The organism is Actinoplanes sp. NPDC049118 (assembly GCF_040648555.1).
Taxonomy (GTDB): domain Bacteria; phylum Actinomycetota; class Actinomycetes; order Mycobacteriales; family Micromonosporaceae; genus Actinoplanes.
In genome coordinates, this window is record NZ_JBEZDY010000006.1 from 1 (window position 1) to 24,266 (window position 24,266).

General features: G+C 70.1%; 27 protein-coding genes. 18 read left to right on the forward strand and 9 right to left on the reverse strand.

Annotated features, from left to right (window positions below; translation table 11 throughout):
- Nucleotides 1-83: 83 nt before the first annotated feature.
- Nucleotides 84-341, reverse strand: coding sequence for a hypothetical protein (locus AB0B58_RS10675; protein ID WP_360220963.1), 258 nt, complete (start codon nt 339-341; stop codon nt 84-86).
- A gap of 38 nt (nt 342-379) precedes the next feature.
- Nucleotides 380-811, reverse strand: a complete 432-nt coding sequence (gene mraZ / locus AB0B58_RS10680) for a division/cell wall cluster transcriptional repressor MraZ (RefSeq protein WP_360220966.1) — start codon at nt 809-811, stop codon at nt 380-382.
- A gap of 243 nt (nt 812-1,054) precedes the next feature.
- Between mraZ and AB0B58_RS10685 the strand changes: the two genes are divergently transcribed.
- The 7 genes from AB0B58_RS10685 to AB0B58_RS10715 all read left to right on the forward strand — a co-directional run bounded on the left by AB0B58_RS10685 (nt 1,055) and on the right by AB0B58_RS10715 (nt 5,161).
- Complete coding sequence (locus AB0B58_RS10685; protein ID WP_360220969.1) at nt 1,055-1,501, forward strand: hypothetical protein; 447 nt, start codon at nt 1,055-1,057, stop codon at nt 1,499-1,501.
- On the forward strand, nt 1,495-1,707 hold the full coding sequence (locus tag AB0B58_RS10690) for a hypothetical protein (RefSeq protein WP_360220972.1): 213 nt from the start codon (nt 1,495-1,497) through the stop codon (nt 1,705-1,707). The genes AB0B58_RS10685 and AB0B58_RS10690 overlap by 7 nt, the downstream gene beginning before the upstream one ends.
- Before the next feature lie 56 nt (nt 1,708-1,763).
- Nucleotides 1,764-2,090 (forward strand): PadR family transcriptional regulator, encoded by a 327-nt coding sequence (locus tag AB0B58_RS10695; RefSeq protein WP_360220975.1) that lies wholly within the window; start codon nt 1,764-1,766, stop codon nt 2,088-2,090.
- Nucleotides 2,087-2,641: a hypothetical protein gene (locus tag AB0B58_RS10700; protein WP_360220978.1), complete on the forward strand. Its 555-nt coding sequence runs from the start codon at nt 2,087-2,089 to the stop codon at nt 2,639-2,641. Before AB0B58_RS10695 ends, AB0B58_RS10700 begins: the two co-directional genes overlap by 4 nt.
- A gap of 75 nt (nt 2,642-2,716) precedes the next feature.
- Nucleotides 2,717-4,312, forward strand: a complete 1,596-nt coding sequence (locus tag AB0B58_RS10705; RefSeq protein ID WP_360220981.1) for a hypothetical protein — start codon at nt 2,717-2,719, stop codon at nt 4,310-4,312.
- Between the two features lie 91 nt (nt 4,313-4,403).
- A complete protein-coding gene (locus AB0B58_RS10710; protein ID WP_360220984.1) occupies nt 4,404-4,682 on the forward strand; it encodes a hypothetical protein in 279 nt (92 codons plus the stop codon).
- A 197-nt stretch (nt 4,683-4,879) separates the two neighbouring features.
- The gene (locus AB0B58_RS10715) at nt 4,880-5,161 is read left to right on the forward strand and encodes a GlsB/YeaQ/YmgE family stress response membrane protein (RefSeq protein ID WP_360220987.1); all 282 of its coding nucleotides are present in this window, start codon (nt 4,880-4,882) and stop codon (nt 5,159-5,161) included.
- Between the two features lie 187 nt (nt 5,162-5,348).
- Here AB0B58_RS10715 and AB0B58_RS10720 read toward each other — a convergent pair whose 3' ends face one another.
- Nucleotides 5,349-6,053: an HD domain-containing protein gene (locus tag AB0B58_RS10720; protein ID WP_360220990.1), complete on the reverse strand. Its 705-nt coding sequence runs from the start codon at nt 6,051-6,053 to the stop codon at nt 5,349-5,351.
- Between the two features lie 31 nt (nt 6,054-6,084).
- Nucleotides 6,085-6,345, reverse strand: coding sequence for a three-helix bundle dimerization domain-containing protein (locus tag AB0B58_RS10725; protein ID WP_360220993.1), 261 nt, complete (start codon nt 6,343-6,345; stop codon nt 6,085-6,087).
- Nucleotides 6,346-6,536: 191 nt separating this feature from the next.
- Between AB0B58_RS10725 and AB0B58_RS10730 the strand changes: the two genes are divergently transcribed.
- Entirely contained in the window at nt 6,537-6,869 is a 333-nt protein-coding gene (locus tag AB0B58_RS10730; RefSeq protein WP_360220996.1) for an STAS domain-containing protein, read from the forward strand.
- A 48-nt stretch (nt 6,870-6,917) separates the two neighbouring features.
- Here AB0B58_RS10730 and phoU read toward each other — a convergent pair whose 3' ends face one another.
- Complete coding sequence (phoU, locus tag AB0B58_RS10735) at nt 6,918-7,559, reverse strand: phosphate signaling complex protein PhoU (RefSeq protein ID WP_360220999.1); 642 nt, start codon at nt 7,557-7,559, stop codon at nt 6,918-6,920.
- A 186-nt stretch (nt 7,560-7,745) separates the two neighbouring features.
- Nucleotides 7,746-8,906 (reverse strand): alkaline phosphatase PhoX, encoded by a 1,161-nt coding sequence (locus tag AB0B58_RS10740; protein ID WP_360221002.1) that lies wholly within the window; start codon nt 8,904-8,906, stop codon nt 7,746-7,748.
- A gap of 224 nt (nt 8,907-9,130) precedes the next feature.
- Between AB0B58_RS10740 and AB0B58_RS10745 the strand changes: the two genes are divergently transcribed.
- Both AB0B58_RS10745 and AB0B58_RS10750 read left to right on the forward strand, forming a co-directional pair.
- The gene (locus AB0B58_RS10745; protein ID WP_360221005.1) at nt 9,131-10,153 is read left to right on the forward strand and encodes a Ppx/GppA phosphatase family protein; all 1,023 of its coding nucleotides are present in this window, start codon (nt 9,131-9,133) and stop codon (nt 10,151-10,153) included.
- A gap of 203 nt (nt 10,154-10,356) precedes the next feature.
- Nucleotides 10,357-10,662 carry a DUF4326 domain-containing protein gene (locus tag AB0B58_RS10750; RefSeq protein ID WP_360221008.1) on the forward strand — a complete coding sequence of 102 codons (306 nt, stop codon included), beginning with the start codon at nt 10,357-10,359 and terminating at the stop codon, nt 10,660-10,662.
- 23 nt (nt 10,663-10,685) lie between these two features.
- On the opposite strand, the gene AB0B58_RS10755 is transcribed toward AB0B58_RS10750, so the two are convergent.
- The gene (locus tag AB0B58_RS10755; protein WP_360221011.1) at nt 10,686-11,540 is read right to left on the reverse strand and encodes a hypothetical protein; all 855 of its coding nucleotides are present in this window, start codon (nt 11,538-11,540) and stop codon (nt 10,686-10,688) included.
- Nucleotides 11,541-11,728: 188 nt separating this feature from the next.
- Between AB0B58_RS10755 and AB0B58_RS10760 the strand changes: the two genes are divergently transcribed.
- The 5 genes from AB0B58_RS10760 (at nt 11,729) to AB0B58_RS10780 (ending at nt 16,823) form a co-directional block, all read left to right on the forward strand.
- Nucleotides 11,729-12,367, forward strand: coding sequence for a flavodoxin (locus AB0B58_RS10760; RefSeq protein WP_360221014.1), 639 nt, complete (start codon nt 11,729-11,731; stop codon nt 12,365-12,367).
- Between the two features lie 55 nt (nt 12,368-12,422).
- Nucleotides 12,423-13,310 (forward strand): aldo/keto reductase, encoded by an 888-nt coding sequence (locus AB0B58_RS10765; protein WP_360221017.1) that lies wholly within the window; start codon nt 12,423-12,425, stop codon nt 13,308-13,310.
- Between the two features lie 110 nt (nt 13,311-13,420).
- Complete coding sequence (locus tag AB0B58_RS10770) at nt 13,421-13,609, forward strand: alpha-amylase family glycosyl hydrolase (protein WP_360221809.1); 189 nt, start codon at nt 13,421-13,423, stop codon at nt 13,607-13,609.
- Nucleotides 13,610-13,632: 23 nt separating this feature from the next.
- On the forward strand, nt 13,633-13,974 hold the full coding sequence (locus AB0B58_RS10775) for a hypothetical protein (RefSeq protein ID WP_360221019.1): 342 nt from the start codon (nt 13,633-13,635) through the stop codon (nt 13,972-13,974).
- Nucleotides 13,975-14,171: 197 nt separating this feature from the next.
- The gene (locus tag AB0B58_RS10780) at nt 14,172-16,823 is read left to right on the forward strand and encodes a LuxR C-terminal-related transcriptional regulator (RefSeq protein WP_360221022.1); all 2,652 of its coding nucleotides are present in this window, start codon (nt 14,172-14,174) and stop codon (nt 16,821-16,823) included.
- A 39-nt stretch (nt 16,824-16,862) separates the two neighbouring features.
- Here AB0B58_RS10780 and AB0B58_RS10785 read toward each other — a convergent pair whose 3' ends face one another.
- Nucleotides 16,863-17,600 (reverse strand): GAF and ANTAR domain-containing protein, encoded by a 738-nt coding sequence (locus tag AB0B58_RS10785; protein ID WP_360221025.1) that lies wholly within the window; start codon nt 17,598-17,600, stop codon nt 16,863-16,865.
- Nucleotides 17,601-17,848: 248 nt separating this feature from the next.
- Nucleotides 17,849-19,789 (reverse strand): SpoIIE family protein phosphatase, encoded by a 1,941-nt coding sequence (locus tag AB0B58_RS10790; RefSeq protein WP_360221028.1) that lies wholly within the window; start codon nt 19,787-19,789, stop codon nt 17,849-17,851.
- Between the two features lie 226 nt (nt 19,790-20,015).
- Here AB0B58_RS10790 and AB0B58_RS10795 point away from each other — a divergent pair, with 226 nt between their 5' ends.
- From AB0B58_RS10795 to AB0B58_RS10805, 3 genes are all read left to right on the forward strand, one after another.
- On the forward strand, nt 20,016-21,614 hold the full coding sequence (locus tag AB0B58_RS10795; protein ID WP_360221031.1) for a methyl-accepting chemotaxis protein: 1,599 nt from the start codon (nt 20,016-20,018) through the stop codon (nt 21,612-21,614).
- A 50-nt stretch (nt 21,615-21,664) separates the two neighbouring features.
- The gene (locus AB0B58_RS10800) at nt 21,665-22,765 is read left to right on the forward strand and encodes a substrate-binding domain-containing protein (protein ID WP_360221034.1); all 1,101 of its coding nucleotides are present in this window, start codon (nt 21,665-21,667) and stop codon (nt 22,763-22,765) included.
- 217 nt (nt 22,766-22,982) lie between these two features.
- Nucleotides 22,983-24,026 (forward strand): hypothetical protein, encoded by a 1,044-nt coding sequence (locus AB0B58_RS10805; RefSeq protein WP_360221037.1) that lies wholly within the window; start codon nt 22,983-22,985, stop codon nt 24,024-24,026.
- Nucleotides 24,027-24,266 lie beyond the last annotated feature (240 nt).

Genomic DNA, 24,266 nt, shown 5'->3' on the forward strand with positions numbered 1-24,266 from the left:
GGATATCTCATCCCTCCGGCGTACAAATCCCATCGATCATTGTCACGCCGACACGCCGGGGAGGCATCGATCAACCCGACCATTCAAGATCTGTAATCGCGATCCCGCGGAATCGCGCGCGTCCGACGCCGCTCCCGATAGAGAAGATATCTGTTCCAGAACACCACCTTGTCGTGCGATTCCTGCGGAATGACGATGTGCACGACACCCACGAGGGTCGTGCAGAGAATGCCCATCATCGTGGCGGTCACCAGAGCCCACCACGGGGCGCCGATCGCATTGGCCAGAATGTTCACCAGACCGGTCAGGCCGAGCCCGCCGGCAACGGTTGCGCCTCGCACCCCCCGACCTCCGTCCCCTTCTCCAGGCTCGGCCGACGTCAGGAACCGTCGTACTCGCCGTCTTCGCCCGAGCTAAGGAACGAACCCTCCGCGTCGTCGAGATATGAGTTCCACATGGCGTTGTCCCAGATCTCCACTCGCGAGCTGGCGCCGATGACGACGAGATCGCGGGTCAGCCCTGCATACCGGCGCAGGTGGTGCGGGACGGTGATGCGGCCTTGCCGGTCGGGAAGCTCATCGTGGGCGCTGGCGAAGAAGACCCGGCCGTACGCCCGGGCCGCCTTGCTGGTCACCGGCGCCGACCTCAGTTCCTCCGCGATTTTCTCAAACTCGGTCATCGGAAACACATAAAGGCAGCGCTCCTGCCCTTTGGTGATGACCACTCCACCTGCCAAACCACCACGAAACTTGGCCGGAAGGATCAGGCGCCCCTTGTCATCGAGCCGCAGAATGTGCGTCCCGAGGAACATGCCTTCCCCCAACCGCCTCTTGTGAGAATTCTTCAGATCAAGCCCGCGTTTCCAACCCTTATGACAAGGCTCGACGCATCGCGCACGTTTCGCAAGGTCCCGCGCGTGGTGACAAGTGGGGGGAAGTGGGGGCGGCGAATTCGATCTTTCTTTCGATCTTCCGAACCGCCATTGCTCGAAGACCATCGGGGCGCGGGCGCCGCTGTTCGTCGGGTGTGGGCACGCCGGTCGAGGGCCTGACGGGTGATCGGACGGTGCCGTTGGCCATATCGAGACGCCATCGACCTGGTCGTCCGGGATCCGCAGCTCACCGGCGATCCCGGCGACGTGGAGGCGGAGTCCACACCGCCCGCGGTGGAGATCACGGTGCACAACCGGGGTTCCCGGCGTTCGGTGATCACCCGGATCGCCGCCACGGTCGAGGACTCGGCGGTGATCGAGCGGTGCGACGCGCAGGGTGGCGCGGTCCCGGTGTCCGCCACGTACGACTTCACGCTGCCGCCGCGGCCCGCCAACGGCAGCGTGCTGCAGGTGCCGGTCAGCCAGCAGCAGGGCCCGGACGAGGCGGACCGCGTCGCGTTGCGTCTCGGCACCGACAAGCGGGAGTCCCGCACCTCCGTACACCTGTACCGGCTCCGGTTCGAGTTGGTGGCCGACGGCCAGGAGGTCCGGCCGGTACGGCCGTGGTGACGATTCCGTCGACCCCGGTCGAGGGCGACGGCTACTTCTGGAGCGAGGTCTACGACAGCGGTCGAGTCGACCTCAGTGACTTCCCGAACGCGGCCAGTGCCACCGCGTGCATGAAGAAGAACAGCGCTGTCCTGAAAGGACTCCTGTCCGACGACGCCGAGCTGTTACCCGAACTGGCCCGGTCCAAGACCGTGCTGCGGCTCTGAACTCCGGCCGTATCCGATCTCGACAGCGGTGGTCTACATATGTAGATTATTGCTTCATGCCACGTGATCCGAACACGTCACCCCAGACTCTCGCCGTCCTGAGGTCGCTCCTCGCGGACGTGCGGCAGTTCAGGTACGGCTACGACCTCGCCAAGGAGCTCGGCCTGAAATCCGGGACGCTCTATCCGATCCTTGCCCGGCTCGCCGAGCAGGGCCACCTCGAACGGCATTGGGAGACCGACGCGCCGTCGGGCAGACCGCCTCGGCAGATGTACCGGCTCACCCCCGCGGGACAGGAGTTCGCCGCACGCGTGGAGGCCGCACGCCGCAAGAGTCCGACGGCTCGCCGAGCCGTCTCACCACGCTGGGAGGGTGCCGCATGAGACGGGACGACGACGGCCGGCTCGTTCGCATCACCATCGAACTGCTGGGTCATGCCGCGGAGGGTTCCGCGGACGCCGACTGGGCGAGGGCGATCAGCTCGGAGCTGCCCGGCATTCCGGCCGGACGCCGCGCCAGGTGGGCACTCGGCGGACTCTGGTTCCTCCTACTGCGCCGGCCCGCCACGTGGCCGATACGGCTCTTCGCGACGTTGGGCATCCTGTGGCAAGGGCTCTGGCTCGGAACCTCGATCAGCACGCTCGCCGATGACGCACCCGATCTCGCGTCGCCGTACAGCGCCTGGATGGTGGCGACCCAGTCGGCGGTCGTGCTGCTGTTCCTGCTGGCGTACGCGCGGCCGTGGCTCAGCGTGCTGCTCGCCGTTCCCGTGATTCCGGCGTACGCAGCGGTGTTGTGGCAGAGCGCCGGCATCGAAGGCATTCCCGTCCTCGCGGTACCGCTCTTCGCCGGGCCGCCGGCGTTGCTCCTGGTGGCGATCGCCGCGACCACCGTCTTCTGGCCGCTGGCGGTCTCGGCGATGAGACGCCGGTGATCTCCTCGGTCGACGCGATCGACGCGACCGCACGGCTGGCTGCCGGATCTCGACCCGGCATGTGATCATGGCGGCGTGCCCGACTGGACCTATCATCCGCTGCGTGGGTTCGCGGCGCGCATGTTCGGTCGGCGCCGCTCTCAGCGGGCGGCGCTGCGCGCATTCGCGACGCTGACGTCGCTGCCCGGCGGTGCGCAGGTGGTGGCGGCCGTTTCCGGCCTTCCCCGTACGCCACCCGAGTCGGCGCGCCGGCTGGGCGCCGTGGTGCCCGTTCGCCACGCGGGCGACGCGGTGCGTGCGTTGCCCCTGCTCGGCGCCGGGGTGATGGAGATCGGCCCGGTGACCGCGGGCGACGTCCCCGCCGTACGGGATGCCGTGGCGAGGCGGCGGTGCCCGGTCCTCGTCCGGACCACGGACCCGGTGGTCGCGGCTGCCCTGGAGCCACACGTCGACCGAGTGATCGTCGGGGTGTCGCCGGGGATCGTGCACCTCACCGAGCCCGGGATCGAGGCGGCCCGGCGGGCGCTGGCGGAGCCGGACGCGATCGTGCTGGCCACCACCGGCGTGCTCGTCGCCGCGGGCCCGGGCTGGTTCCAGCGCGTCATCGAGGCCGCAACGCCGACCGAGGCCGCGCCCGGACTGCGGCAGGTCGGCCGCGATCCGCGCCGTTGGCCGGGATGGCTCTGGGGGCTGCTCGTCGCCGCCGGGATGATCGGCGGCGGCCTCGGCGCGGCGGTCATCACGTTGGCACCGGTCCTGCTCTGGTACGACAACGACTACCTCGGCATGCACCGCGAGCACCTGGCGGCGCTCAACGGTCACCTGGTGTCGTTCCTGCAGCACGACCGCATCACCATGGCCGGCACCATGGTGGCCATCGGGATCCTGTACGCGGGGCTGGCCTGGGGCGGCATCCGCCGCGGGTGGCCCTGGTCCCGCACGTCGTACCTGCTGTCGGGGGCGTTCGGCTTCCCCACCGTGTTGTACTTCCTGTTCTCGGGCTTCCTGGAGCCCCTGCACGCGGCCGTGACGGTCCTGCTGTTCCCGATGTTCGTCCTGGCCGTGGCCCGCCGCCCGGACGTGCCGAGGTGGTCGCCGGTCACCGACGGTCCGGAGCGGCTTCGCGTACGGGCCCTCACCGGGCAGCTGCTCATGATCATCACCGGTGCCGGCCTGTTCGCGGGTGGCCTTGTGGTGTCGGTGGTAGGCCTGACCGATGTGTTCGTCCCCACGGACCTGAGCTTTCTGGGCGCGCACGCCGCGGAGCTGCGGCAGGCGAATCCCCGCCTCCTGCCGTTCATCGCACACGACCGCGCCGGATTCGGCGGCGCCCTCGCCTCGGCCGCGCTGGCGATCGTCACGCTCAGCGCGTGGGGATGGCGGCGCGGCAGCGGTTGGGTGTGGTGGACCCTGGCCGGGGCCGCCACGGCGGGATTCCTGCCCGCGATCGTGGTCCACATGGTGATCGGGTACACCGACGGTGAGCATCTGGCGCCCGTGTACTTCGGCGTGGTGTCCACTGCCGTGGCCCTCGCGCTGTCCCACTCGTACCTCTGCGCACCCGCGCCGGCCGAGGCCGAGCTCGGCCGGCGCACGACAGCGGGTGCTGTCGCCGCGGACGACCCGCCCGCGGGCGGCCACCGACGGGGAGGCGTGGACCCCAACGGGTGACCCGCCGAAACCAACCGGCCGCTGCCGCTCTCGAATCAGGTGAGAACAAGCCCGATTTCGGCGGCAAGAAGAGCGGCAGAGGAGATCAGTCATGAGTCACGCGATCCAGGCGTCCCGGGCAGCCAAACGACTCAACAAGGTCATGAGTGAGGCACAGTCGCCGGCCGAGGGATTCGGCGGCTTGGTCGGCGCCACGCTCGGCTTCATCGGCGGCGGAATGGGAACCGCGACCGCCGCGGCCGCCGCCACCGCGGCGTGCCCGCCGGCCGCGATCCTCGGAGTTCACGCGACCATCGCCGGCGCCGGAGGGGGAGCGGCGGCAGGGGCGGCGCTCGGCATCCGCATCGCACGGCGCCTCAGCGGCAGGTAGCGTCCGCAGGAGCGCCCAGGCGGCCGGGCCGGTCGGCGGTCTCCGGCCACGCCGGCACCGGCCGCCGCTCCGGCCGCACGTTGTCCTCGCGGGTTCGGCGGGACCCGTTCGGGCTCGTCAGCCGGGCCTTCAGGACGCCCGAAGGATCACCCCTCGCGGATGATGCCGACGTGGCGGGGAGGGACGAAGCTGGCCACATGATCGGAGCTTTGTTACTCGGCTTCGTCGCCGGCGTCATCGCAAGGGTGCTCATGCCGGGCGACGTCTTCCGCAAGATGAGTGGACCGGTGTCGTGGCTGGTCTCGGTGGGGCTCGGCCTGCTCGGCGCCATGGTCGGGTACGTCATCTTCACCCTCGGGATGGGCATCGGCGACGACGACATCTTCGACTGGGGCGGGATCCTGAGCGCGATCATCGGTACGTTGATCGTGATTCCGATCGCCGGCTGGCTGCTGCGCCGGTCGGGTCGCGCCTCATAGGGCGGCGGCACGAGCGCCTGGCGCAGACGTCACCTGTCGACCCGCCGGAACCATCGCGTCCACTCTGGACTCATTGTCCGATGCTCGGCAAGGGAAGAGCCGACCTGCCGCTCGTACCGGATGACCAGCCAGGCGTTCAGCCGCGGATTGTCGGCCCAGTCGCTCATGCCCGGCCGGCGATCGCCCCTCATGGGCTGACGTGACGGGCGGCAGCGGACGGCCGAGCTGCGGCGAGTCGCCGTTCCACGCGGTTGACGGCTGCGCGGAGCAGCGGTTCCCGCCGGGGGTGTACAGCGGCGTTGGGTGAGTCGGGTCCGTGCCGGTGCAGCATGTCGGTCAGGCGGTGCTGGAAGGTCATGGGTTGTCCACCGGGGCTGATCGTCTGATCGGCGTAGGTCAGGGCGTCGGTTACGGCGGACTGTTCGCGCGGGTAGGTGGCGAGTTCTTCCGCGAGGCCGCGGACCTCGGCGATGAGGAACGCCTCGCAGTGGTGGGCCACGAGCGCGGCAAGCCGTAGCGGGCATCCGTGTGCGGTCAGATAGCGGGCGCCGTCGAGCGGATGGAAGCCGGACGTCCGCAACATTTTCGCGTAGCCGATGTCGTGCAACCAGGCCACCGCGACGAGCAGGTCCGCGTCGGCTGCCGGGACGGTCGGGATCACCTGTTCTGCCTGGCCGGCAACGCCGATGGTGTGCTGCCACCGCTCGGGCATCTGAGCCAGAAGAATTCGGGCGAGGTGCCGCGCCTCGTGGACAAGTCCGGCCGAAGTATAGACGGCTCTCATATCGTCACGATAGCCACGATGCCGCGTTTCACGGGTGAACGCGATGTAACACCCTAATTTCCGCGGCGACCATGCCGAGCGGGCGATCAGCGCGGAGCGTTCAGGCACCCGCGGGCGGTACGTCGTGTTCGGCGTGGACCTACCGCGGGCCCTGGCCGGGCGCCGGGATGGAGTCGGTGGCGAGGACGGTCAGTGCGCGCTGCGCTTCGCGCTCGACGAGCAGGGGCACGAAGTCGCGTACCGGTGCGGCGTTGAATCGGCGGTGGATGTCGGTGACGTAGCCGGTCACCGTGGAGTCCGCCAGGCCGGGGAAGCGTTGCCGCATCGTGGTGACGACCTGGCGAACTGCCTCGTGCTCCGCGTCCGGCGTCTGGCCTTCGACTTCATCCTCTTCGGTCACGCCTTCGATCCAACCCGCGCCGAGGACGGTAGACAACACGTACCCACCCGTTCGAGGTCATCCGAACAGGGACGCTCGCCGGGATCGTCGGATGGGTTGTCAGATGGAGCCGATGATCCCATCGACTCGGGCGTTGGGGCGGCCGTACCGTTGTCTCGGAGCTGAACAAAGGGTGGCGAAGGGTGAACCGAATGGATGCGCCCGCGATCGAAGTGCGCACGGAACCCGACGGCACGGTCGTCATTCGACCGCGTGGCGTCATCGATGCCGTCGACGCGGTGCAACTCCAGCGGGTCCTGGTCCACGCGGTACGCAAGGTCCGGCCGTCCCGGCTCATCCTCGACCTGTCGGCCGTGTCCCACCTCGACCCGATCAGCGCCGGCACCGTGTCCGCGGCGTGCGAACTCGGCGACGACCACCGGGTCGCCATGTGCGTTCACAACTCCTCCAGCGGCATCTCCGATCAGCTCACCAAGGCCGGCGTGCCCCCTCACCGCCTGCACCGGACCGACGTCGTGGCCTGACCGCCACCCGTCTCGCGCAGTCGAGCGACCAGGGGGAGAGCGCGTTGTTCAGTCGCTCTTGCCGGTGACCAGGGCGACGACGTGGTGGCCGACGTTGACGGCGTTGTCGGCGTAGCGCTCGTAGTATCGGCCCAGCAGTGCGCCGTCGATCGCCGCCTCGACGCCCATCGGCCAGTCCGGGCTGAGCAGGACAGCGAACAGTCGCTGGTGCAGGCGGTCCATGGCGTCGTCGTCGCGGTCGAGCTGAGCGGCCAGGACCGCATCGTGGTCGGACAACGCCGATACGATCTTGGCGGCGAGGCCGTCGGCGACCGTGCTCATCTCCCGGAAGAGCTCGGCCAGCTCGGGAACGACCGCGAGAGCCGGGTGACGGCGCAGCACAGAGCGGGCCACGTGGACAGCGAGGCCGCTCATGCGCTTGAGGTCGGCGGCCACCTGTATCGAGGTCACGGCCTTGCGCAGGTCGCCGGCGACCGGCTGCTGGCTGGCGACCAGGTCGTAGGCCCGGTCTTCGGCGACGCGGTAGAGCACGTCGATCTCGGCGTCGCGGGCGGTCACCTGCCGGGCCAGGGTGTGATCGGGGATGAGCAGGGCGTTGCTGGCCTGCCGCATAGTTTCCCGCACCGCCAGCGCCATCGTCACCAGGGTGCTGCTGACCCGGTCGAGCTCGGCCTGGAAGTCCTCGCGCATTGCACTCTCCCTTGCTTGCCGTGTGCCGGTGGCCACGACCGGATCGCTGGGGGCGGGTCTCATGTCGAATCCTGTCAGACGACATCGGCAGGCTCGCGGAAGAATCACACACGTTTCGCCGGCCTCGGCGCGGACCGCCGGCGAGAGCAGCGGTGCGGGCGGCCCGCGCCATGGACGGAACTGCGGCTATCGACGGAACGGGCCGGTGACGCAATAGGTGATGCCGCCGGAGGACGAGCCCGACGTGCCGCGTTGCGAAGAGAAGTACAGCCGGTCGCCGGCGGGTGTGAAGGCCGGTCCGGTGATCTCGGAACCGCTCTGACCGGTGATCCGCAGGAACGCCGACACCTTGTCGTCGCGGGTGATCATGCAGATCTCCATGCTTCCGCCGTCCTCGGCGACGTACAGGTCCCCGGCCGTGGAGCCGGTGATGTTGTCGACGCCGGTCAGCGGTGCGGTACCCGGGTTGACCAGGTTGTCGTCGTAGGCGAGCTCGTAGGTGCCGCTGAGAAGGTTTACCTGCCAGACCCGGTTGTCGCCCTTGGTGGTGAACCAGACGGTGTCGTCGGCGTAGTGGCAGCCCTCGCCGCCGTTGAACGCCTTCGCCCCGGACACCTGCCGGCGGGTGGCGGTCGGCGAACCGTCCGGGTCGGGGACGTCGGCCCAGGTGAACGATCCGGAGGTCGCGCTGCCCGCGCGCAGCACCTGCAGGGTTCCCGAGGACAGGTCGCCCCAGGTGGTGGGCAGGAAACGGTAGAACCTCCCGTCCGTCTCGTCCTCGGTCAGGTAGATGACCTGCCGTACCGGATCAGCGGCGGCCGCCTCGTGTTTGAACCGGCCCATCGCCGGACGCGCAACCGCCGTACCTCCCAGGGGGTAGGTCTCGAACACCCGGCCCAGCGTGACCTCCTCACACGACAGCCAGGTGTTCCACGGGGTCTTGCCGCCGGCACAGTTGGTGTTGGTACCGGACAGGATCCGGGAGGCACCGACCACGGCCCCGGTGGAGGAGAAGAGGATGCGTGATGCGCCGCCGCCGGCGGCGGCGCTCACCTCGGAGTTCGACACGTAGATCCAACCGGTGCCGTTCGGGATCACCGCACCACCGTCGGGGGCGTCGTGCCACACGTACGACGTCCCGGGCACCGCCTGCCGGGAACGGGCGACGATCGAACTGGTGAAGCCGGCGGGCAGCTGAATGCCGTTGGCGTCGGCCGGCTGCAGCGGACCATAGGGCCCTGCCGCGTTCTGCGCCGGCGCCCCGTACGCCGCGGACCAGGCGGTGAACGGCAAGGCCAGCGTTCCCGCGCCGACGACAGTGGCACGCAACATCATTCGCCGATCCATAAAACCTCCTCGGTGGGTTCCCCGGATCTGAACTCGTGCAGCTTGACGGCGGCCGTGCATGAGATGAACGCCGATGGATCGTTCCAAGGGCATCCGGCGTCGCCCGCGGCGCCGGCCGGGGCGGGGTGCGGATCATGTTCCGCGGGGGAACGGTCGCTGAACGTCGGATGAAACTCGAGGCTCGCCCACCGGGCCAAACGTGCCCCACGGCTACCGTTTGTGCCATGAGGCTCGGTGTGCTGGATGTCGGCTCGAACACCGTGCATCTTCTCGTCGTCGACGCGCACCGCGGCGGCCACCCCAATCCCATGCACTCGGAGAAGACCCAGCTGCGGCTCGCCGAGCACGTCGAGGCGGGACGGCTGACCGAAGCCGGAGCCGACGGACTGGTACGTGCCGTGGCGCGGGCGAAGACGGCAGCGATGAACGCGGGTTGCGAGGAACTGCTCGCCTTCGCGACGTCGGCGCTGCGCGACGCGGAAAACTCGGCCGCGGTTCTGTCCCGGGTCCGGGCCGAGACCGGCATCGCCCTGCAGGTGCTGTCCGGCGAGGACGAGGCCCGCTACACCTTCCTCGCCGTCCGCCGCTGGTACGGCTGGTCGGCGGGGCGGCTACTCGTGCTCGACATCGGCGGCGGATCTCTCGAGCTCGCCGCAGGCCTCGACGAAGACCCCGAGGTGGCACTGTCCCTGCCGCTCGGTGCCGGACGGCTCACCCGGCAGCGGCTGACCGATGACCCACCCACCCGCGCCGACCTCGACCAGCTCGCGGCGGACCTGGACGCCGTGCTCGCCCCGATCGCGCGACAGCTACGGCGGGGCGGGCCACACGATCTCGCCGTCGGTACCTCGAAGACGTTCCGCTCGTTGGCCCAACTCGCCGGGGCGGCCCCGCCCAGCGCCGGACTGCGAGCGCCGCGCATGCTGACCGACGTCGGACTGCACCAGCTGTTCGGATTCATCAGCAGGATGGCCTCGGCCGACCTGGCGGGCCTGGACGGAGTCAGCCCCGGCCGCGCCCACCAACTCGTCGCGGGCGCGCTGGTGGCCGGCGGCGCGATGCGGGCGCTGAGAGTCAGCGAGCTGCACATCTGTCCCTGGGCGCTGCGCGAGGGGGCGATTCTGCACCGGCTGGACACCCTCGGCGTACCCACCCCGTCCCAGCGGCCGTGGCCACTCAACGACCGGCATCCCGCGACACGCAATCGCGGCACCGGCGTGACGGAACCGACCGTGAACGTTCGCTGAACCCCTCGGGACTCTCGGCCGCGCGGAGGCGATCATCGAACCGCTGGACTGCGCGGCCGGCCGGCTCACGGTGACCGGCTCCACCGTCTTCGAGCCGGCGAACCCCAGCTCTGCCGCCCCGCCTGACGGGAGCTGCCATATCGTGGGTGCAGACTGTACGCACACGGCACGCGCGCTGCCGACGATCAGCTGAGGCGGTACCGGTGCCGGCAACCACGGTCGTCAACCTGAAAGGCCACCGCGACGATCCCGCGTACGCCGACGTGGTCTATGTCGGGCGTGCCATGCATCGCGGCGGCTGGCACCTGCCCGCCTCCCCGCTGGCCAGCCCGTATCGACCCGGCCCCGACGGCACCCGCGAGGAGGTCCTGGAGACGTACCGTGCGTACCTGCTCGCCCGGCCGGACCTGTTCGCCCTCCTGCCGGATCTGCGCGGACGTCGGCTGGGCTGCTGGTGCCTACCCGAGCCCTGCCACGCCCAGGTGATCGCCGAGCTCACCGACCGCTGAGCTCGGTCGGACCCCGGCGTCTGTCACCAGCCGCCTTCGAAGAAGACCAGCAGGGCCGGGGCGGGGTCGACGGCGGTTGTCGTGTTGGCCACCGCGATCAGGCCGACGAGCAGCGGCAACAGGGCGGTGACCACGCCGAAGGACGCCAGCACCCGGCGGGTCCGCAGCTCGGTGTGTGCCGTGCCGGCGAACCGCCTCCACAGCAGCACGCTGAGGGCGGCGAGTCCGGCCGCCACGATCCCGGCGATGACCGCCATCGCCAGGTGGTAGCGGGCGAAGTCGTCGATCATCGCCTGCAGGGCGGGTGAGGCCGGGCCGCCCGAGGCTAGCTGCTGCCGGACCTGCTCGAGCGTCGCGGAGGCCTCGCCGCTGCCGGGGCCGTCCACCAGCATCGGCAGGAGTGAGGCGAACGGCGTCACCGAACCCTGGACGTTCGCCATCACCATGGCGAGCGAGAACAGCGCGAGCATCGTCACCACGACACCGGCCGACGCGAGAGCGGCCCGCCTGCCGGGTCCCGGCCGGGCGTCCCGCGCGTACGCCTTCCAGAGGCGGACCCCGAGCGCGGCGAGCACGGCGCACAGCAGCGCGGCGGTCACCGCCTTGACGAGGTGGTAGCGGAGCCAGTAGTCGACGACGCTCTCCATGCCCGTGGCGAACGCCCGGTCGCCGGACCGCCAGTACTCGGCGAACGCCGCCCGGAGCGACCCGGCGAGGTGCCCCTGATCGGCGAAGCCGCCGCCCGGCCGGATCGCCGCCAGCGGCGCGGGTGCGAGGACGAAGGCGGCGACGAGCACCGCAGCGAGGCCGGCGAGCACGCCCCCGGACACGCCCGCGATCCGGCTCCGGACCACAGCACCACGTTCGCTGATCCTCATCCGACGCACCCTAGCCGGACCGGTCCAGGGGTCACCGCGCCGAAGAGGTCATGCTCACCGGCGACCGGCCTGCTCAGAACGGCAGGAGGTCGTCTGCAAGGGGTAATGACAGGGTCCCCCTCCGGCCCCGGCGGGTCCCTAACCTGGGCTGTGTGAACAACCGCGGCTCGCGAGCTTCGATGGACGCGATGAACGGGCACCCGCGCCGTGCGGTCCTGCGGGGCGCACTGGCCGGTGTCGCCGGGACGCTGCTCGGCGCCTGCTCCGATTCCCCTGCTGCGGCCCCGTCCTCGTCCGGGGAGGGCCCGGTGCTGCTCGCCTACTTCTCCCGCGCCGGGGAGAACTACTTCAATGGGGGCCGCCGGCGCCTGAAGGTCGGCAACACTGAGGTCGTGGCGGGAATGATCGGTAGGTTGATCGGCTGCGACGTGCACCGGATAGAGGCCGCAGATCCCTATCCAGACGATTACCAGCCGACGGTCGAGCGCAACGTGCGGGAGCAGGAGGCGAACGCTCGGCCTGGTATCGCCAACCCGCTGACCTCGATCGAGAGCTACGACACCATCGTTCTGGGCAGCCCGATCTGGAACGTCCGGGCCCCGATGATCATGACGACGCTGGTCGACGGGCTTGACTTCACCGGCAGGACGATCCACCCGCTCACCACGCACGCCATGAGCGGTCTCGGCACGACAGAGCGCGACTACGCCGCATCCTGCCCCGGCGCGACCCTCGGTGAGGGCCTCGCCGTACGCGGCGAGAAGGTCGCTGGCGCCGAACCCACCGTCGAGGCCTGGCTACGCCGCATCGGCTTGCTCACCCGCTGACCCACCGGCGAACCGCGCTCGATCCGCGTGCTTCCCCGACTGAAAGGACTACTCCATGCCCAGCATCCCGCGTCTGACGCTCAACAACGGCGTCGAGCTTCCCGCTGTCGGTTTCGGTGTCTTCCAGACCCCGCCGGACGAGACCCGCGCCGCGGTCGCGGCGGCGCTGTCGGCCGGCTACCGGCATATCGACACCGCCGCCGCCTACGGCAACGAGAAGCAGGTCGGCGAGGCCATTGCCGAGTCCGGCATCGGCCGCGCCGAGGTCTTCATCGAGACCAAGATCTGGATCAGTGACTTCGGGTACGACCAGACCCTGCACGGGTTCGAGAAGAGTGCCGCCAAACTCGGCGTCGACCAGATCGACCTGCTGATCCTGCACCAGGCCCTGCCCTCGGAGTTCGACAGGACCCGCGAGGCCTACCGGGCGCTGGAGACGCTGCTGGCCGACGGAAGGGTCCGGGCCATCGGGGTCAGCAACTTCATGGTCGACCACCTGACCGCGCTACTCGACAAGGCGACGGTGGTGCCGGCGGTCAATCAGATCGAGGTACACCCGTACTTCGCCCAGCGCGACGTGCAGGCGTTCGGCGCGCAGCACGGCATCCTCGCCCAGGCGTGGTCGCCGATCGGCGGCATCACCTTCTATCGCGACAGCGGGCACGCCAGCGCACTGGAGGACGCGGTGATCGGTGGGATCGCGAAGGCGCACGGCAAGACCCCGGCGCAGGCGATGCTGCGCTGGCACGTGCAGCAGGGACGCTCGGCGATCCCGAAGAGCACGAAGCCGGCGCGTATCGCGGAGAACCTCGACGTGTTCGACTTCGATCTCACCGTCGACCAGCTCGCGGCGATCGACGCCCTGGACACCGGCAGGCGTGGCGGCCCGGAGCCGGACGCCGTCACCCTCGCCGACTTCGGCATGCCGATCCCCGAGGCCTGATCCGCCTGCCGTCCCGAACCGACCGGACGCCGAGCCGGCCGGACCGGTGCCGCGGCTCCTAGCATGGCGGCATGGGCCGAGACTGATTTGCCGACGCCGTCCTGTATGAGATCTACCCGCAGTCGTTCGCCGACTCCGACTCCGACGGCGTCGGGGATCTCCAGGGTGTCATCTCGCGCCTGGACCACATCGCGTCGCTCGGCGCGAACGTGATCTGGTTCAATCCGTGTTTCGCGTCGCCGTTCGTGGACGCGGGTTACGACGTTTCCGACTATCTCACGATCGCTCCCCGCCCCTGACCTTCCTGTTCACCTGGGGAAACGTGCCCTGCCTCTACTACGGCGACGAGATCGGCATGCGATACGTGCCGGGCATGCCGAATGTGGAGGGTGCGGTGTGCAACCCGGCGTACAACCGGGCCGGATGCCGCACCCCGATGCAGTGGGACGCCGGGCCCAACGCCGGCTTCTCGTACGCCCGCGGCGAGTCCCACCTGGTCGTGGTCAATCCCCGGCGGGAACCGGCGACGCTGGCCGCCCCCGAGGCGGTCGGCGCCACCGCGCTGCTGACGTCCGGAGTATCTGGGACCGCCGACGGCCTTGTCGTGGCCGGTTTCGGCTACGGCATCCTCGGCTACCGGGCCCCCGCGGAAGTCGCGACGTGATCGGGATGCCTGAGGGAACAAATAGTCCAGATAGGAGGATAGAGACAGAACGGCGGGCGACGGTACGGAAATTCGGATCCGGCGATCGGCGGGTCCGTTATCCTCCGACGGAGGATCATTGACGTTATCGAGGTGATTTGGGATCAGCCATGCGTGGTCGGCGGAGGCGTACACCCCGGGGCAGGCCGGTTCCACGGATGGCGGACTCGCGCGGCCTGCTGGCGGCCAAGTTCGCCCGACCGCAGGTTCCGCACGGCCTGGTCGTCCGCCAACGCCTGTTGGACCGGCTGGATGAGGCAGCTCGCGGTGAGGTCACGCTGATCGTCGCCGGGCCGGGCTACGGCAAGACTCTCCTGGTCGCGGCCTGGGCCGAAACCGGCCGTCCGCCGGGGCCCGTCGCGTGGCTGTCGTTGGACCACTACGACGACAGCCCTGCCGCCTTCTGGTCGTACTTCCTCGGTGCGTTGCGCAGCACCGGCGCCGTCCCCGACGACAACCCGCTCGCGTCGATCATTCCCGGGGTGCGCATCGACGAGGCGTTCGTCCGCCGGATCGCGCTCGGGATCGCCGAACTCCCCGACCAGGTCGTGCTCGTACTGGAGGACCTGCACGAGATCGTCAACCCGCAGGTGCTCCGGTCGCTGGCGTTCCTGCTGCGTCATCCCGTGCGGCAGCTGCTGCTGGTGGTCACCACCCGGGAGGAACATCCGACGCCGCTGCACCGGCCGCGGATCCGGCAGCGACTGGCGGAGATCCAGGCCGCGGAGCTGAGCTTCACCCTCGAAGAGGCCGCCGAGTTGCTGGCGGGCCACCGCGTGCAGCTCACCGCGGCCGAGATCAGCACGCTTCTCGGCCGGACCGAGGGCTGGGCGGCCGGCCTGGGACTGGCGGCGATGTTCCTGCGCCGGCGCGACAACCAGGCCGCGCCCGACGAGTTCACCGGCACCGAGCGAACGGTCGCCGAGTACATGGCCCATGAGGTTCTGGCCGGTCAACCCGCGCAGGTGCGACGGTTCCTGCTGCTGACCTGCGTGGTCGACCGGGTGTGCGGTGACCTGGCCGACGTGCTCACCGAGGGATCGCACGGTCAGCAGACCCTCGAACGGCTGGCCGGCGAGAATGCGCTGGTGATCCGGCTGGGCTCGCAGCGCCCCTGGTTCCGCTACCATCCGCTGCTCACCGAGATGTTGCGCCAGCAGCTGCTGGTGGAGGAGCCTGACCTGGTCCCGCGACTGCACGTGAAGGCGGCGCACTGGTTCGCCCACGAGCAGGCGAGGCTGTATGCGGTCAGCCACGCGGTGGCCGCCCGGGACTGGCCGCTGGTCGGACACCTGGTGACGGTCATGGCCGGCGCCCGGGTCGTCTCCACCGACCGCCGGCCGCTGATGAGTCTTGTGGCCCAGATCCCCGCCTCCGCGCTGTCCACCACCGCCGACCTCGCCCTGTGCGCCGCGTGGCTCGCCTTCGACCGCATGGAGTACGACGCGATCCCGGGCCACCTGGCACACGTGCGGACGCTGCTCGCCGGCGAGGATCCGTCGGCACGCCGGCCGACCGAGATCGTGGCGCGCACGTTCGACGCTGCGGCGGCGCGGGCGCAGAGCGACATGGCCGCGCTTGTCGACGCGACCTCCGACGTACTCGAACTCCTGCCGCAGGTCTCGCTCACGCAACTGCCGAGCGCCCCGGAATACCGCGCGATCGCCGTCAACAACGCCGGCGTCGGGCTGTTCTGGGTCGGGCGGCTCGGCCCGGCGGCGGCGCGGCTGCGATCGGCGATCGCGCTGGCGGAGTCGGTCGACGTGGAGCTCACCCAGCTCAACGCGATCACCTACCTGGCTCTGCTGCACGCCGAGCAGGGGTGCCTGCGCGACGCCGACGAACTCGCGCACCGCGGGCTCGACCTGGCGCGGAGGCGGGGCTGGCCGTCGGCGCTACAGCTCGTCCCTGCCTACGTCGCCCTGGCCCTGACCCACCTCGAGCGCAACGCCCTCGGAGAGGCGCATGCGGCGTTCAACAGTGGTATCGCCGCCAACCGGGCGGAGCCCGAGGCGACCCAGTATTTCGCCCTGCGGATAGTCGAGGCGCGAATCCTGCTCGCCCGTGGACAGACCGACGCGGCCCGACTGATCACCAATCAGATGGAGCAGGAGATCGGCGCCCTCAGGACGCCGCCGCCCTTACTCGTCCAATGGCTGGCGATCGCGCAGGCACAGGTGGAACTCGCGGCGAACGATCCCGGCGAGGTGATCCGCCGCTTCGGTGGAACCGAGAGTGAGAACCCGCACGCCCGGCTGCGGATCTGCGTGTCCCGGGCGCACCTCGCTCTCGGCGACCCGAAGACCGCCGAAACCCTGCTGGCGCCGCTTCATACGGCAGCGCCCGACGTCGGCTCCGCCGTCGAGGCCTGGGTCGCCACGGCACTGGTGCAGGACGCCCTGCGGCAGAACAACCGTTCGGCCGACGCCTTCGCGCGGGCGGTCGCACTGGCCGAGCCGCAAGGCATCCGCCGGCTCTTCCTCGGGGGCGAGCGCACCCGCATGCCCGATCTCATGGAACGCCACCAATGGCTCGCGCAGGAGAAGTCCGCCTTCGTCGCCGAATTGCTCGCCGACTCGACTGCGGATCCGGCCGGACCGGCCGCCAACCCGCCGGCAGAGGTCCTCACCGACCGGGAGCTGGACGTCCTGCGCTATCTCCCGACCATGCTCAAGAATCAGGACATCGCCGGCCAGCTGTACGTCTCGGTCAACACGGTGAAGGCACACCTGAGGTCTCTATATCAGAAACTCGGGGCCACCCAGCGCCGCGAAGCCGTGGAACGAGCCCGGGAACGGGGACTCCTGTGACCTGGATCCAACGCCGGGGCGCCGAACGCCCGTGAGTCCCTATTTCTGCCGCACCTGGCCGGGGTTCGCCGGCGCCTGGGCGACCAGGGCCGTCGCGACGTCGCGCAGCTTGCGATTGGTGTCCTGGGAGATCTTGCTGAGGATGCCGAACGCCTCCTCGGCCGTGCAGCGCCGGTCGGCCATGATGATGCCCTTGGCCTGCTCGATGACGGCGCGGCTGTCCATCGCGGTCCGCATGTGCTGCGCGAGGGTCGCGTTGGTGTCGCACAGGTTCGCGTTGGCCAGGGCCACCGCGGCGTATTCGGCGAACGTCCTGGCGACCGAGATCGCGTCGTCGTCGAAGGCGTTCGGCGTGGTGGCGTAGAGGTTCAGCGCGCCGGTGACGGCCTCCAGGATCGGCAGGCCGATCGCCAGGGAGCTGCGGGCGCCGCGTGCCAGCGCTCGCGGGGTCCACCGCGGCCAGCGGCACTCCGCGGCGATCTCCGGCACGGACAGCATGACCGAGTCGGCGGCCGCGTCGAGGCAGGGCCCGTGACCCGATGCGTACTGCGACTCGTCGAGGCACAGCGCCAGCTCGCCGGTGAACGCGGCGGTGTGTGCCCGGTTTTCGCGTACCAGGGTGACCGAGACCTCGGTGGCGCCCGGGACGGTCCGCTTGGCCAGGGTGGCTATCGTGGCGAGGACCCCGTCGAGGTCGGTGTCGCTCAGCTTGATCCTGCCGAGCCGCGCGAACGCCTCGGCACGGTCTATCGGGCTGTTGATACTCAAGAAGACCATGCCCTCACCGCGGGCACATCGCCGACACCGTGACGTTGCCGGGCCATGCGCAGATCACGGCGGGCACCACCGGAGGGGGAGTTCCGGGTCCACGCCGCTTCATGACGCTGGCTCGCCGACACCACAGGCACCCGCCACCGGCCTTTCACTGTATTCGCCGAAGACAGCCACGAACAGACGGCCGGGTGAAGAAGCGCACAATGGGGACAATCCACTGTCTCTTCGGGCATAGAACTACGGTGCGGGCGTCATCCGGCCGCGGAGGCGGTCTGGTAGGGCAGGCCTACGAGGGTGAGGACGTGCTGGGCCGGTGAACCGTTCGGTGCGATGAGGTCGACCTGCAGGCCGAGGACGCGTGCCTGCTCGGTGGCGCGGAAAAGCAGGTCCACTCCGGCGCTGGCCAGCAGCGTCACGCGGGAGAGGTCGACGGTGACGACGGCGGCGGCCTCGGTCAGGGCCAGGTCGAGGTGGGCCGCCGCGTCCGCGACATTCGCCGCGTCGAGGGGACCGATGAGGGTGAGTGCGGGTTGCGGGCCGTCCTGCGCCCACACGTCGAAGAGCTCGGGGTCGGGTTCGGCGTGCGGCGCGGGTCGCTCCAGCAGCCCGGCGCGCCGGCGGACGGCGTGGCGGATGCTCGCCGTCGTGCCGTGCGGGAGACGCGCGATCTCGACCTGGTCGACCAGCGCACGCACCAGCGCCAGGCCGCGCCCGCGCTGCGCGGTCACCACGGGCAGCTTCCAGCTGCCTCCGTCGATCACGTCGAGAACGACCGTGCCGTCGCGCTCCAGCCGCGCCCTGATCCGGAACGGCTGGGGTTGCGCGCCCAGGTAGGCGTGATCGACCACGTTGGCGACCAACTCCGTCGTCGCGTGCACCAGCGCGTCGACGTCGTGCGCACCGGGCTCGAGCTCGAGCAGCCAGTCCCGCAGCGCGGCGCGGGCGCGCGGGACCGCGTCGGGTGTCACGTCCAGCCGTACGTCGAGGCCCGCCGCGGCGGGCCGGCGCTGCAGCGCGAGGATCGTGATGTCGTCGCTGTACCCGCTGATCCGCGTCAGCAGCTCGATCGTCAGGGTGCAGATGCGTTCGGCGGCGCTGCGGGGCGCCCCGGCAGGCATGATCAGATTGTGCTGGGCGTTGCTCGCGGTGGTGCGCAGCTCCAGCGTCGCCGCGGCCGGGGTAGTCCCGGGACGTTCCAGAATTCCGTCGCTGTAGAGGACGATCGCCTCACCGACCTTGAGCCGGGCCCGGCCGGTGTGGAACTCGGCTCCCGTGGCCAATGGCCCAGCGCCGGTCGGCGCCAGGTATCTGGTGTCGGCCTCGTCGACGCCGAGCACGAGCGGTGGTGGGTGCCCGGCAGTGCAGTACCGGACCTCGCCGCTCTCCTCGACGCAGACGATGCAGACGGTGGTGCGGCGAGCCGCGGGAACGGTGACGGCGAAGCCGTCGAGGAACCGCATGGCCTCGCCGACACCGCTGCCGGCGCGTAGCTGGGAGAGCAGCACGCTGCGCAGTTGCCCCATCGCGACGGCGGCGGTCTGCCCGTGGCCGACGACGTCACCGACGACGAGTACGACCGAGCCGTCCGCGCGCGTCACCGCATCGAACCAGTCGCCACCGGCGGCCTGTTCGTCGGAGGCGAGCACGTAGCGGGCCGCGACGTCGAAGGAGGGCAGCACGGGCACCGAGTCCGCCAGCAGGGCACGCTGCATCGCCCGCACGCTGCCGCGGGCCGCCGCGTACCGCTCGCGCAGCTCGTCCAGCTCACGCTCGAGCGCCGCGCGCTTCAGCACGCGGTCGGTGACGTCGCGGGTCACCACGATTGTCCCGCGGGGGTGCCCGTCCGGGCCGAGACGGGGGGTGAAGTAGGTGTCCACGTACGCCTCCACCACGGACCCGTCCGGCTGGTGTAGCTGAATGCGGTGCTCGTCTCTGGTGACGGTCTCGCCCGTCAGCGTGGGGATCAGGTGCGCCTCCGGCCACCCCTGCCCCATCAACTCCCGGGGGAAGGCCTCGAGGATCGGCACATCGTGTACCAGGCGGTTACCGGTGATCGCCCGCGCCGCGGCGTTGAAGGCCACCGTCCTCAGCTCCGGACCGTCCGTTACCAGCGAGATGAACGGCGAATGCTCGAACGCCTCGGCCGCCGCGTCCACCTCACCGAAGATGTGAAGCTCACCATCGTCAGGCACTTCCGTCCTCCAGGTGCCACCCCATATCACCACTCACCCCTGCCGCTGTCTACCTCGCCACGGGCGGGTGCCGGTGGTGAGGACCATCGCAGCAAATGCTCGACCGGAAGGCTCAGGTGCCGATCAGCCACGACGCAGACGCGTCGGAAGCGCGCGTCCGGTGGTCGAGGAGGCAGACGTGAACGGCGGGGGCGGACAAAAAGCGGCGAAAGGTTCACATGGGCGATTGTCGCCGCTGAGGTGGCTTGCCGACCAGCCGGTCAGCAGGAAGTTGCTCCTGCTGGTCGGTGTGTGCTGCTCGGTCAGCGCCGCGGTGCTCGCGGTCGGCGCGGCGGGCCTCGCGCAGGTCAACGGCAGGGCCGACGAACTCTACGTCCGCAACCTTCAGCCGTCGGCGCACCTCGCCGCGATCAGCTCGGCAGCGCTCAAGAGCCAGAACGACCTCGCCAACCTGGCGCTGTCGAACGGTCCGGTCGCCGCCAAGTCGTTCTCCGACGGCATCGCCGCCGCCGATACCCGCCTCGACGAGGAGGTGAAGGCGTACCGGAGCACCGCGACGACCGCGGCTCAGCGTGCCCTGCTGGACAGGTTCGAGATCTGGTGGGGCGCCTACCGCAACGTGCGCGACCACCGGCTGATGCCGCTGATCAAGGACAAGAAGATCGCCGATTTCCAGCAGGCGTACCTCGGTGACGGGCAGATCGTCAGCGACAACGCCATGGGGGCGCTCGCCGAGCTCCAGGCCTACGAGCAGAGCAGCGGTCAGAAGGCCGCCGCGTCGGCCGCCGGCACCTACCGCAGCGCCCGCCTGCTCATGATCGCCGCGTTGGTCGCCGGCCTGGTGGTCGCATTCGTGCTCAGCCGTTTCCTGGCCGCGTCGATCGCCAAGCCGATCCAGCGCATCCGCGCCGTGCTCGCCGCCGTCGCCACCGGGGACCTCACCGCGAAGGTGACCATCGACTCCCGCGACGAGGTCGGCCAGATGGCGCGGGATCTGGCGGTCGCGAACGACCGCACCCGTGAGGCCGTCCAGACGCTCGGCGAGAACGCATCGTCGCTGGCCGCCGCCACCGAGGAGCTGACCGCCATCGGCGGGCAGATCGGCGACAGCGCCGTCGACGCCAACCGGCGCGCGGAACAGGTCGCCGGCAGTGCCGCGGAGGTCAGCTCGCACGTGGCGTCGGTCGCCGCCGGCGCCGAGGAGATGGGCATCTCGATCGTGGAGATCTCCCGCAGCTCCGCGAAGGCCGCGGCCGTCGCCGCCGAGGCCGCGACCGCCGCCGAGGCGGCGACCGCCACCATCGGCAAGCTCGGTGAATCGTCCACCGAGATCGGCGCCGTCGTCGAGGTGATCACCGCGATCGCGTCGCAGACCAACCTGCTGGCGCTCAATGCCACGATCGAGGCCGCCCGCGCCGGCGAGTACGGCAAGGGTTTCGCCGTCGTCGCCCAGGAGGTCAAGGACCTCGCCCAGGAGACCGCCAAGGCCACCGAGGACATCGGCCGGCGGGTCAAGGCGATCCAGGGCGACACCGACGCCGCGGTCACCAGCATCGAGCGGATCAGTGACGTCATCGCCCAGGTCAGCGAATTGCAGGGCACGATCGCCGCCGCGATCGAGGAGCAGTCCAGCACGACCGAGGAGATGAGCCGCAGCGTCTCCCAGGCGGCCGTCGGGTCCAGCGAGATCGCCGACACGGTCGGCGGTGTCGCCGCCGCCACCGAGACCACTCAGGAGGGCGTCGGCAGCACCGTGCACGCCGTGCAGGAACTCGCCCGGATGGCGGCCGAGATGCACGCCGTGGTCTCCCGGTTCCGGCACTGACCGCCGCGCCGACCCCCTCTACCCGGATTCGATCGAAAGTGAAGTCTTCGATGCGTGTGCTCACCAACATCGCCGTGCGCCTGACTGGCCTGGGACTGGGCGTGACCCTCGCCGTCTCCGGCTGCGGCCTGACCGGCGGCCCGGCCGCCTCAACCTCCGACACCGCGGACGGGCCGGCCGCCCGGGTCGCGTTGCTGCTGCCCGACCTGACCGCCAGCCGGTATGAGGCCGCCGACCAGCCGTATTTCGCCCAGCGTCTCAAGGAGCTGTGCCCCGGCTGCACGGTCGACTACCGCAACGCCGCCCAGGACGCGGCCAAGCAGCTCGAGCAGGCCGAGGATGCCCTCGACAAGGGTGCCAAGGTCCTGGTTCTCACCCCCGTGGACAGCGCCGCCGCCGCGAAGATCGCGACGATCGCCAAGGACCGCAACGTGCCGGTCATCTCCTACGACCGGCTCGTGCTCAACGCCGCCGTCGACTACTACATCAGCTTCGACAACGCCAAGGTAGGCGACCTGCAGGCCAAGGCGCTGCTCGACGCGCTCGGCTCCGATGCCGGATCGGGCGACATCCTGTGGATCAACGGCTCGCCCACCGACAACAACGCGACGCTGTTCAAGCAGGGTGCCCACGCCGGCCTGGACGGCAAGGTGAAGATCGCCGGCGAGTACGACACCATCGACTGGAACCCCGACAACGCCCGAGCCTGGACCGCCAAGACGCTCGGCAAGCTGAGCGGCCGCAAGATCATCGGTGTCTACGCGGCCAACGACGGCACCGCCGGCGGCGCCATCGCCGCGATGCGCGCCGCCGGGCTGCCCGACGTCCCGGTCACGGGTCAGGACGCCGAGACGGCGGCGCTGCAGCGCATCCTCGCCGGCGAGCAGTACATGACCGTCTACAAGGCGATCCGGCCCCAGGCCGAGAAGGCCGCCGAGCTCGCCAACGATCTGCTGCGCGGTCAGCGCCCGCAGGCACCGGCCGGCGTCGACAACCACGCCGGCAAGATTCCGTCGTTCCTGCTCGACCCGGTCGCCGTGACCCGCGACAACATCGCCGACACCGTCATCAAGGACGGGTTCGTCACGCCCGGATCGCTCTGCGCCGGAAACTACGCCCAAGCGTGCAAGGCCGCCGGCATCGGCGGCTGAACCATCCGGGTCACCTCTGACCCCGCCACCGGTGCAAGAGCCGGCGGCGGGGTCAGATGTCGTTCAGAAGCCCGATTGTCAATGCGAGCCGAAGGGATTCGGCTCTTCATTCCCTGCCGTCCAGAAGCAATTGACGCATGGGATTGAACAATGAAATTCATGTGATTTCTGGTGTGCGCGCATTTCGCGGTGTTCCGCCAGTCGCTAACTTGGGCCCATGCGGACTTCACACCACACCCGGCCGGGTCGGCGACTCGCCGTCGCGACGTTCGTCGCTGTCGCCGTCATCGCCCCCGGTGCGCCCGCCTATGCGACGGGCCAGCGATATCAGGTGGACAGCGCCGCCGACGTCCCCGACGGCACGCCCGGTGACGGCCGCTGTGCCAGCATCGCCGGTGCCTGCACGGTGCGCGCCGCGGTCATGGAGGCCAACGCCCACCCCGGCTCGACCATCGTCATCCCCGCGGGCCGCTACGTCCTGACCATCCCGCCGCTACTGGGCCGCGCCCTCACCGACTACACCCTCGCGGACGCCGCGCACGGCAACCTCAAGATCTTCAGGACGACCCGCGTCGAAGGGGCCGGCCGCGACCGCACCGTGGTCGACGGCGGCCACCTCGATCGGGTCTTCACCACTCTCGGGGCGACCACCATGTCGGATCTCACCATCACCGGCGGCGTGTCGGCGCCGGTGGCGTCGCTCTACAACTACTACGGCGGCGGCGCGGTGCTCAACGCGTCGGCGTTGACGATGGACCGGGTACGCATGACGGGCAACAGCGGCCGCATCGGCGGTGCCGTGCAGAACATCCCGTTCACCTCGATGACGCTGCGCGACAGCCTGGTCGACGGCAACGTGGCGGGCGAGGCGGGCGGCATCCGGTTCGACGCGCGGGGCCGGGTGGAGCGTTCGGTCATCACGGGCAACCGGGTCACGGACCCGTACGACCCGACGCGGCCCGGCGAACTGGCCGGCTACGGCGGCGGGATCGACGTCCGCGGGCCGGACACGGTCACCCTGGTGGACACCACCGTCAGCCACAATCACGCCGACCGTGGCGGTGGTGGCATCAACATCACGCTGGGGTACGTCCCCGGCCCGCCGAACACCCCGGGCCCCGGCCGGGTGGAACTGGACCACGCCATCGTCACGGACAACAGCAGCGACACCGGCCCGGCCGGCTGCCGGGCGGTCCTGGCCCGGATCGTCGATCTGGGCGGAACCGTCGACTCCGATCGGACGTGCGTGCACCGCGGCTGAGGCGTCGCCACACTGCGTGAGCTCCGGGGCACCTTGGGCGCAGATCGATACGCTGCCGATTTCGACAAGGCGTGAGCCGTGTTCCGCCTCGCCGGCCGCGGAGTAGCCCGGCAGCCTGGGGTGCATTCATCCGCCAGTGCATGACAATCGGTCAATATGGACGACGGGTGACGCGGAATTTCCGATACCCGGGCGCGTGGAAGAATCAGTTCCGATGCTGAGAAGTGGCCGGGTTGTAGG

Coding starts and splice junctions, on each gene's coding strand:
- mraZ (WP_360220966.1), bottom strand. CDS start 811: ATGTTCCTCGGGACGCACATTCTGCGGCTCGATGACAAGGGGCGCCTG.
- AB0B58_RS10695 (WP_360220975.1), top strand. CDS start 1,764: ATGCCACGTGATCCGAACACGTCACCCCAGACTCTCGCCGTCCTGAGG.
- AB0B58_RS10700 (WP_360220978.1), top strand. CDS start 2,087: ATGAGACGGGACGACGACGGCCGGCTCGTTCGCATCACCATCGAACTG.
- AB0B58_RS10710 (WP_360220984.1), top strand. CDS start 4,404: ATGAGTCACGCGATCCAGGCGTCCCGGGCAGCCAAACGACTCAACAAG.
- AB0B58_RS10715 (WP_360220987.1), top strand. CDS start 4,880: ATGATCGGAGCTTTGTTACTCGGCTTCGTCGCCGGCGTCATCGCAAGG.
- AB0B58_RS10730 (WP_360220996.1), top strand. CDS start 6,537: ATGGATGCGCCCGCGATCGAAGTGCGCACGGAACCCGACGGCACGGTC.
- phoU (WP_360220999.1), bottom strand. CDS start 7,559: ATGCGCGAGGACTTCCAGGCCGAGCTCGACCGGGTCAGCAGCACCCTG.
- AB0B58_RS10740 (WP_360221002.1), bottom strand. CDS start 8,906: ATGGATCGGCGAATGATGTTGCGTGCCACTGTCGTCGGCGCGGGAACG.
- AB0B58_RS10745 (WP_360221005.1), top strand. CDS start 9,131: ATGAGGCTCGGTGTGCTGGATGTCGGCTCGAACACCGTGCATCTTCTC.
- AB0B58_RS10755 (WP_360221011.1), bottom strand. CDS start 11,540: ATGAGGATCAGCGAACGTGGTGCTGTGGTCCGGAGCCGGATCGCGGGC.
- AB0B58_RS10760 (WP_360221014.1), top strand. CDS start 11,729: ATGAACGGGCACCCGCGCCGTGCGGTCCTGCGGGGCGCACTGGCCGGT.
- AB0B58_RS10765 (WP_360221017.1), top strand. CDS start 12,423: ATGCCCAGCATCCCGCGTCTGACGCTCAACAACGGCGTCGAGCTTCCC.
- AB0B58_RS10780 (WP_360221022.1), top strand. CDS start 14,172: ATGGCGGACTCGCGCGGCCTGCTGGCGGCCAAGTTCGCCCGACCGCAG.
- AB0B58_RS10785 (WP_360221025.1), bottom strand. CDS start 17,600: ATGGTCTTCTTGAGTATCAACAGCCCGATAGACCGTGCCGAGGCGTTC.
- AB0B58_RS10800 (WP_360221034.1), top strand. CDS start 21,665: ATGCGTGTGCTCACCAACATCGCCGTGCGCCTGACTGGCCTGGGACTG.
- AB0B58_RS10805 (WP_360221037.1), top strand. CDS start 22,983: ATGCGGACTTCACACCACACCCGGCCGGGTCGGCGACTCGCCGTCGCG.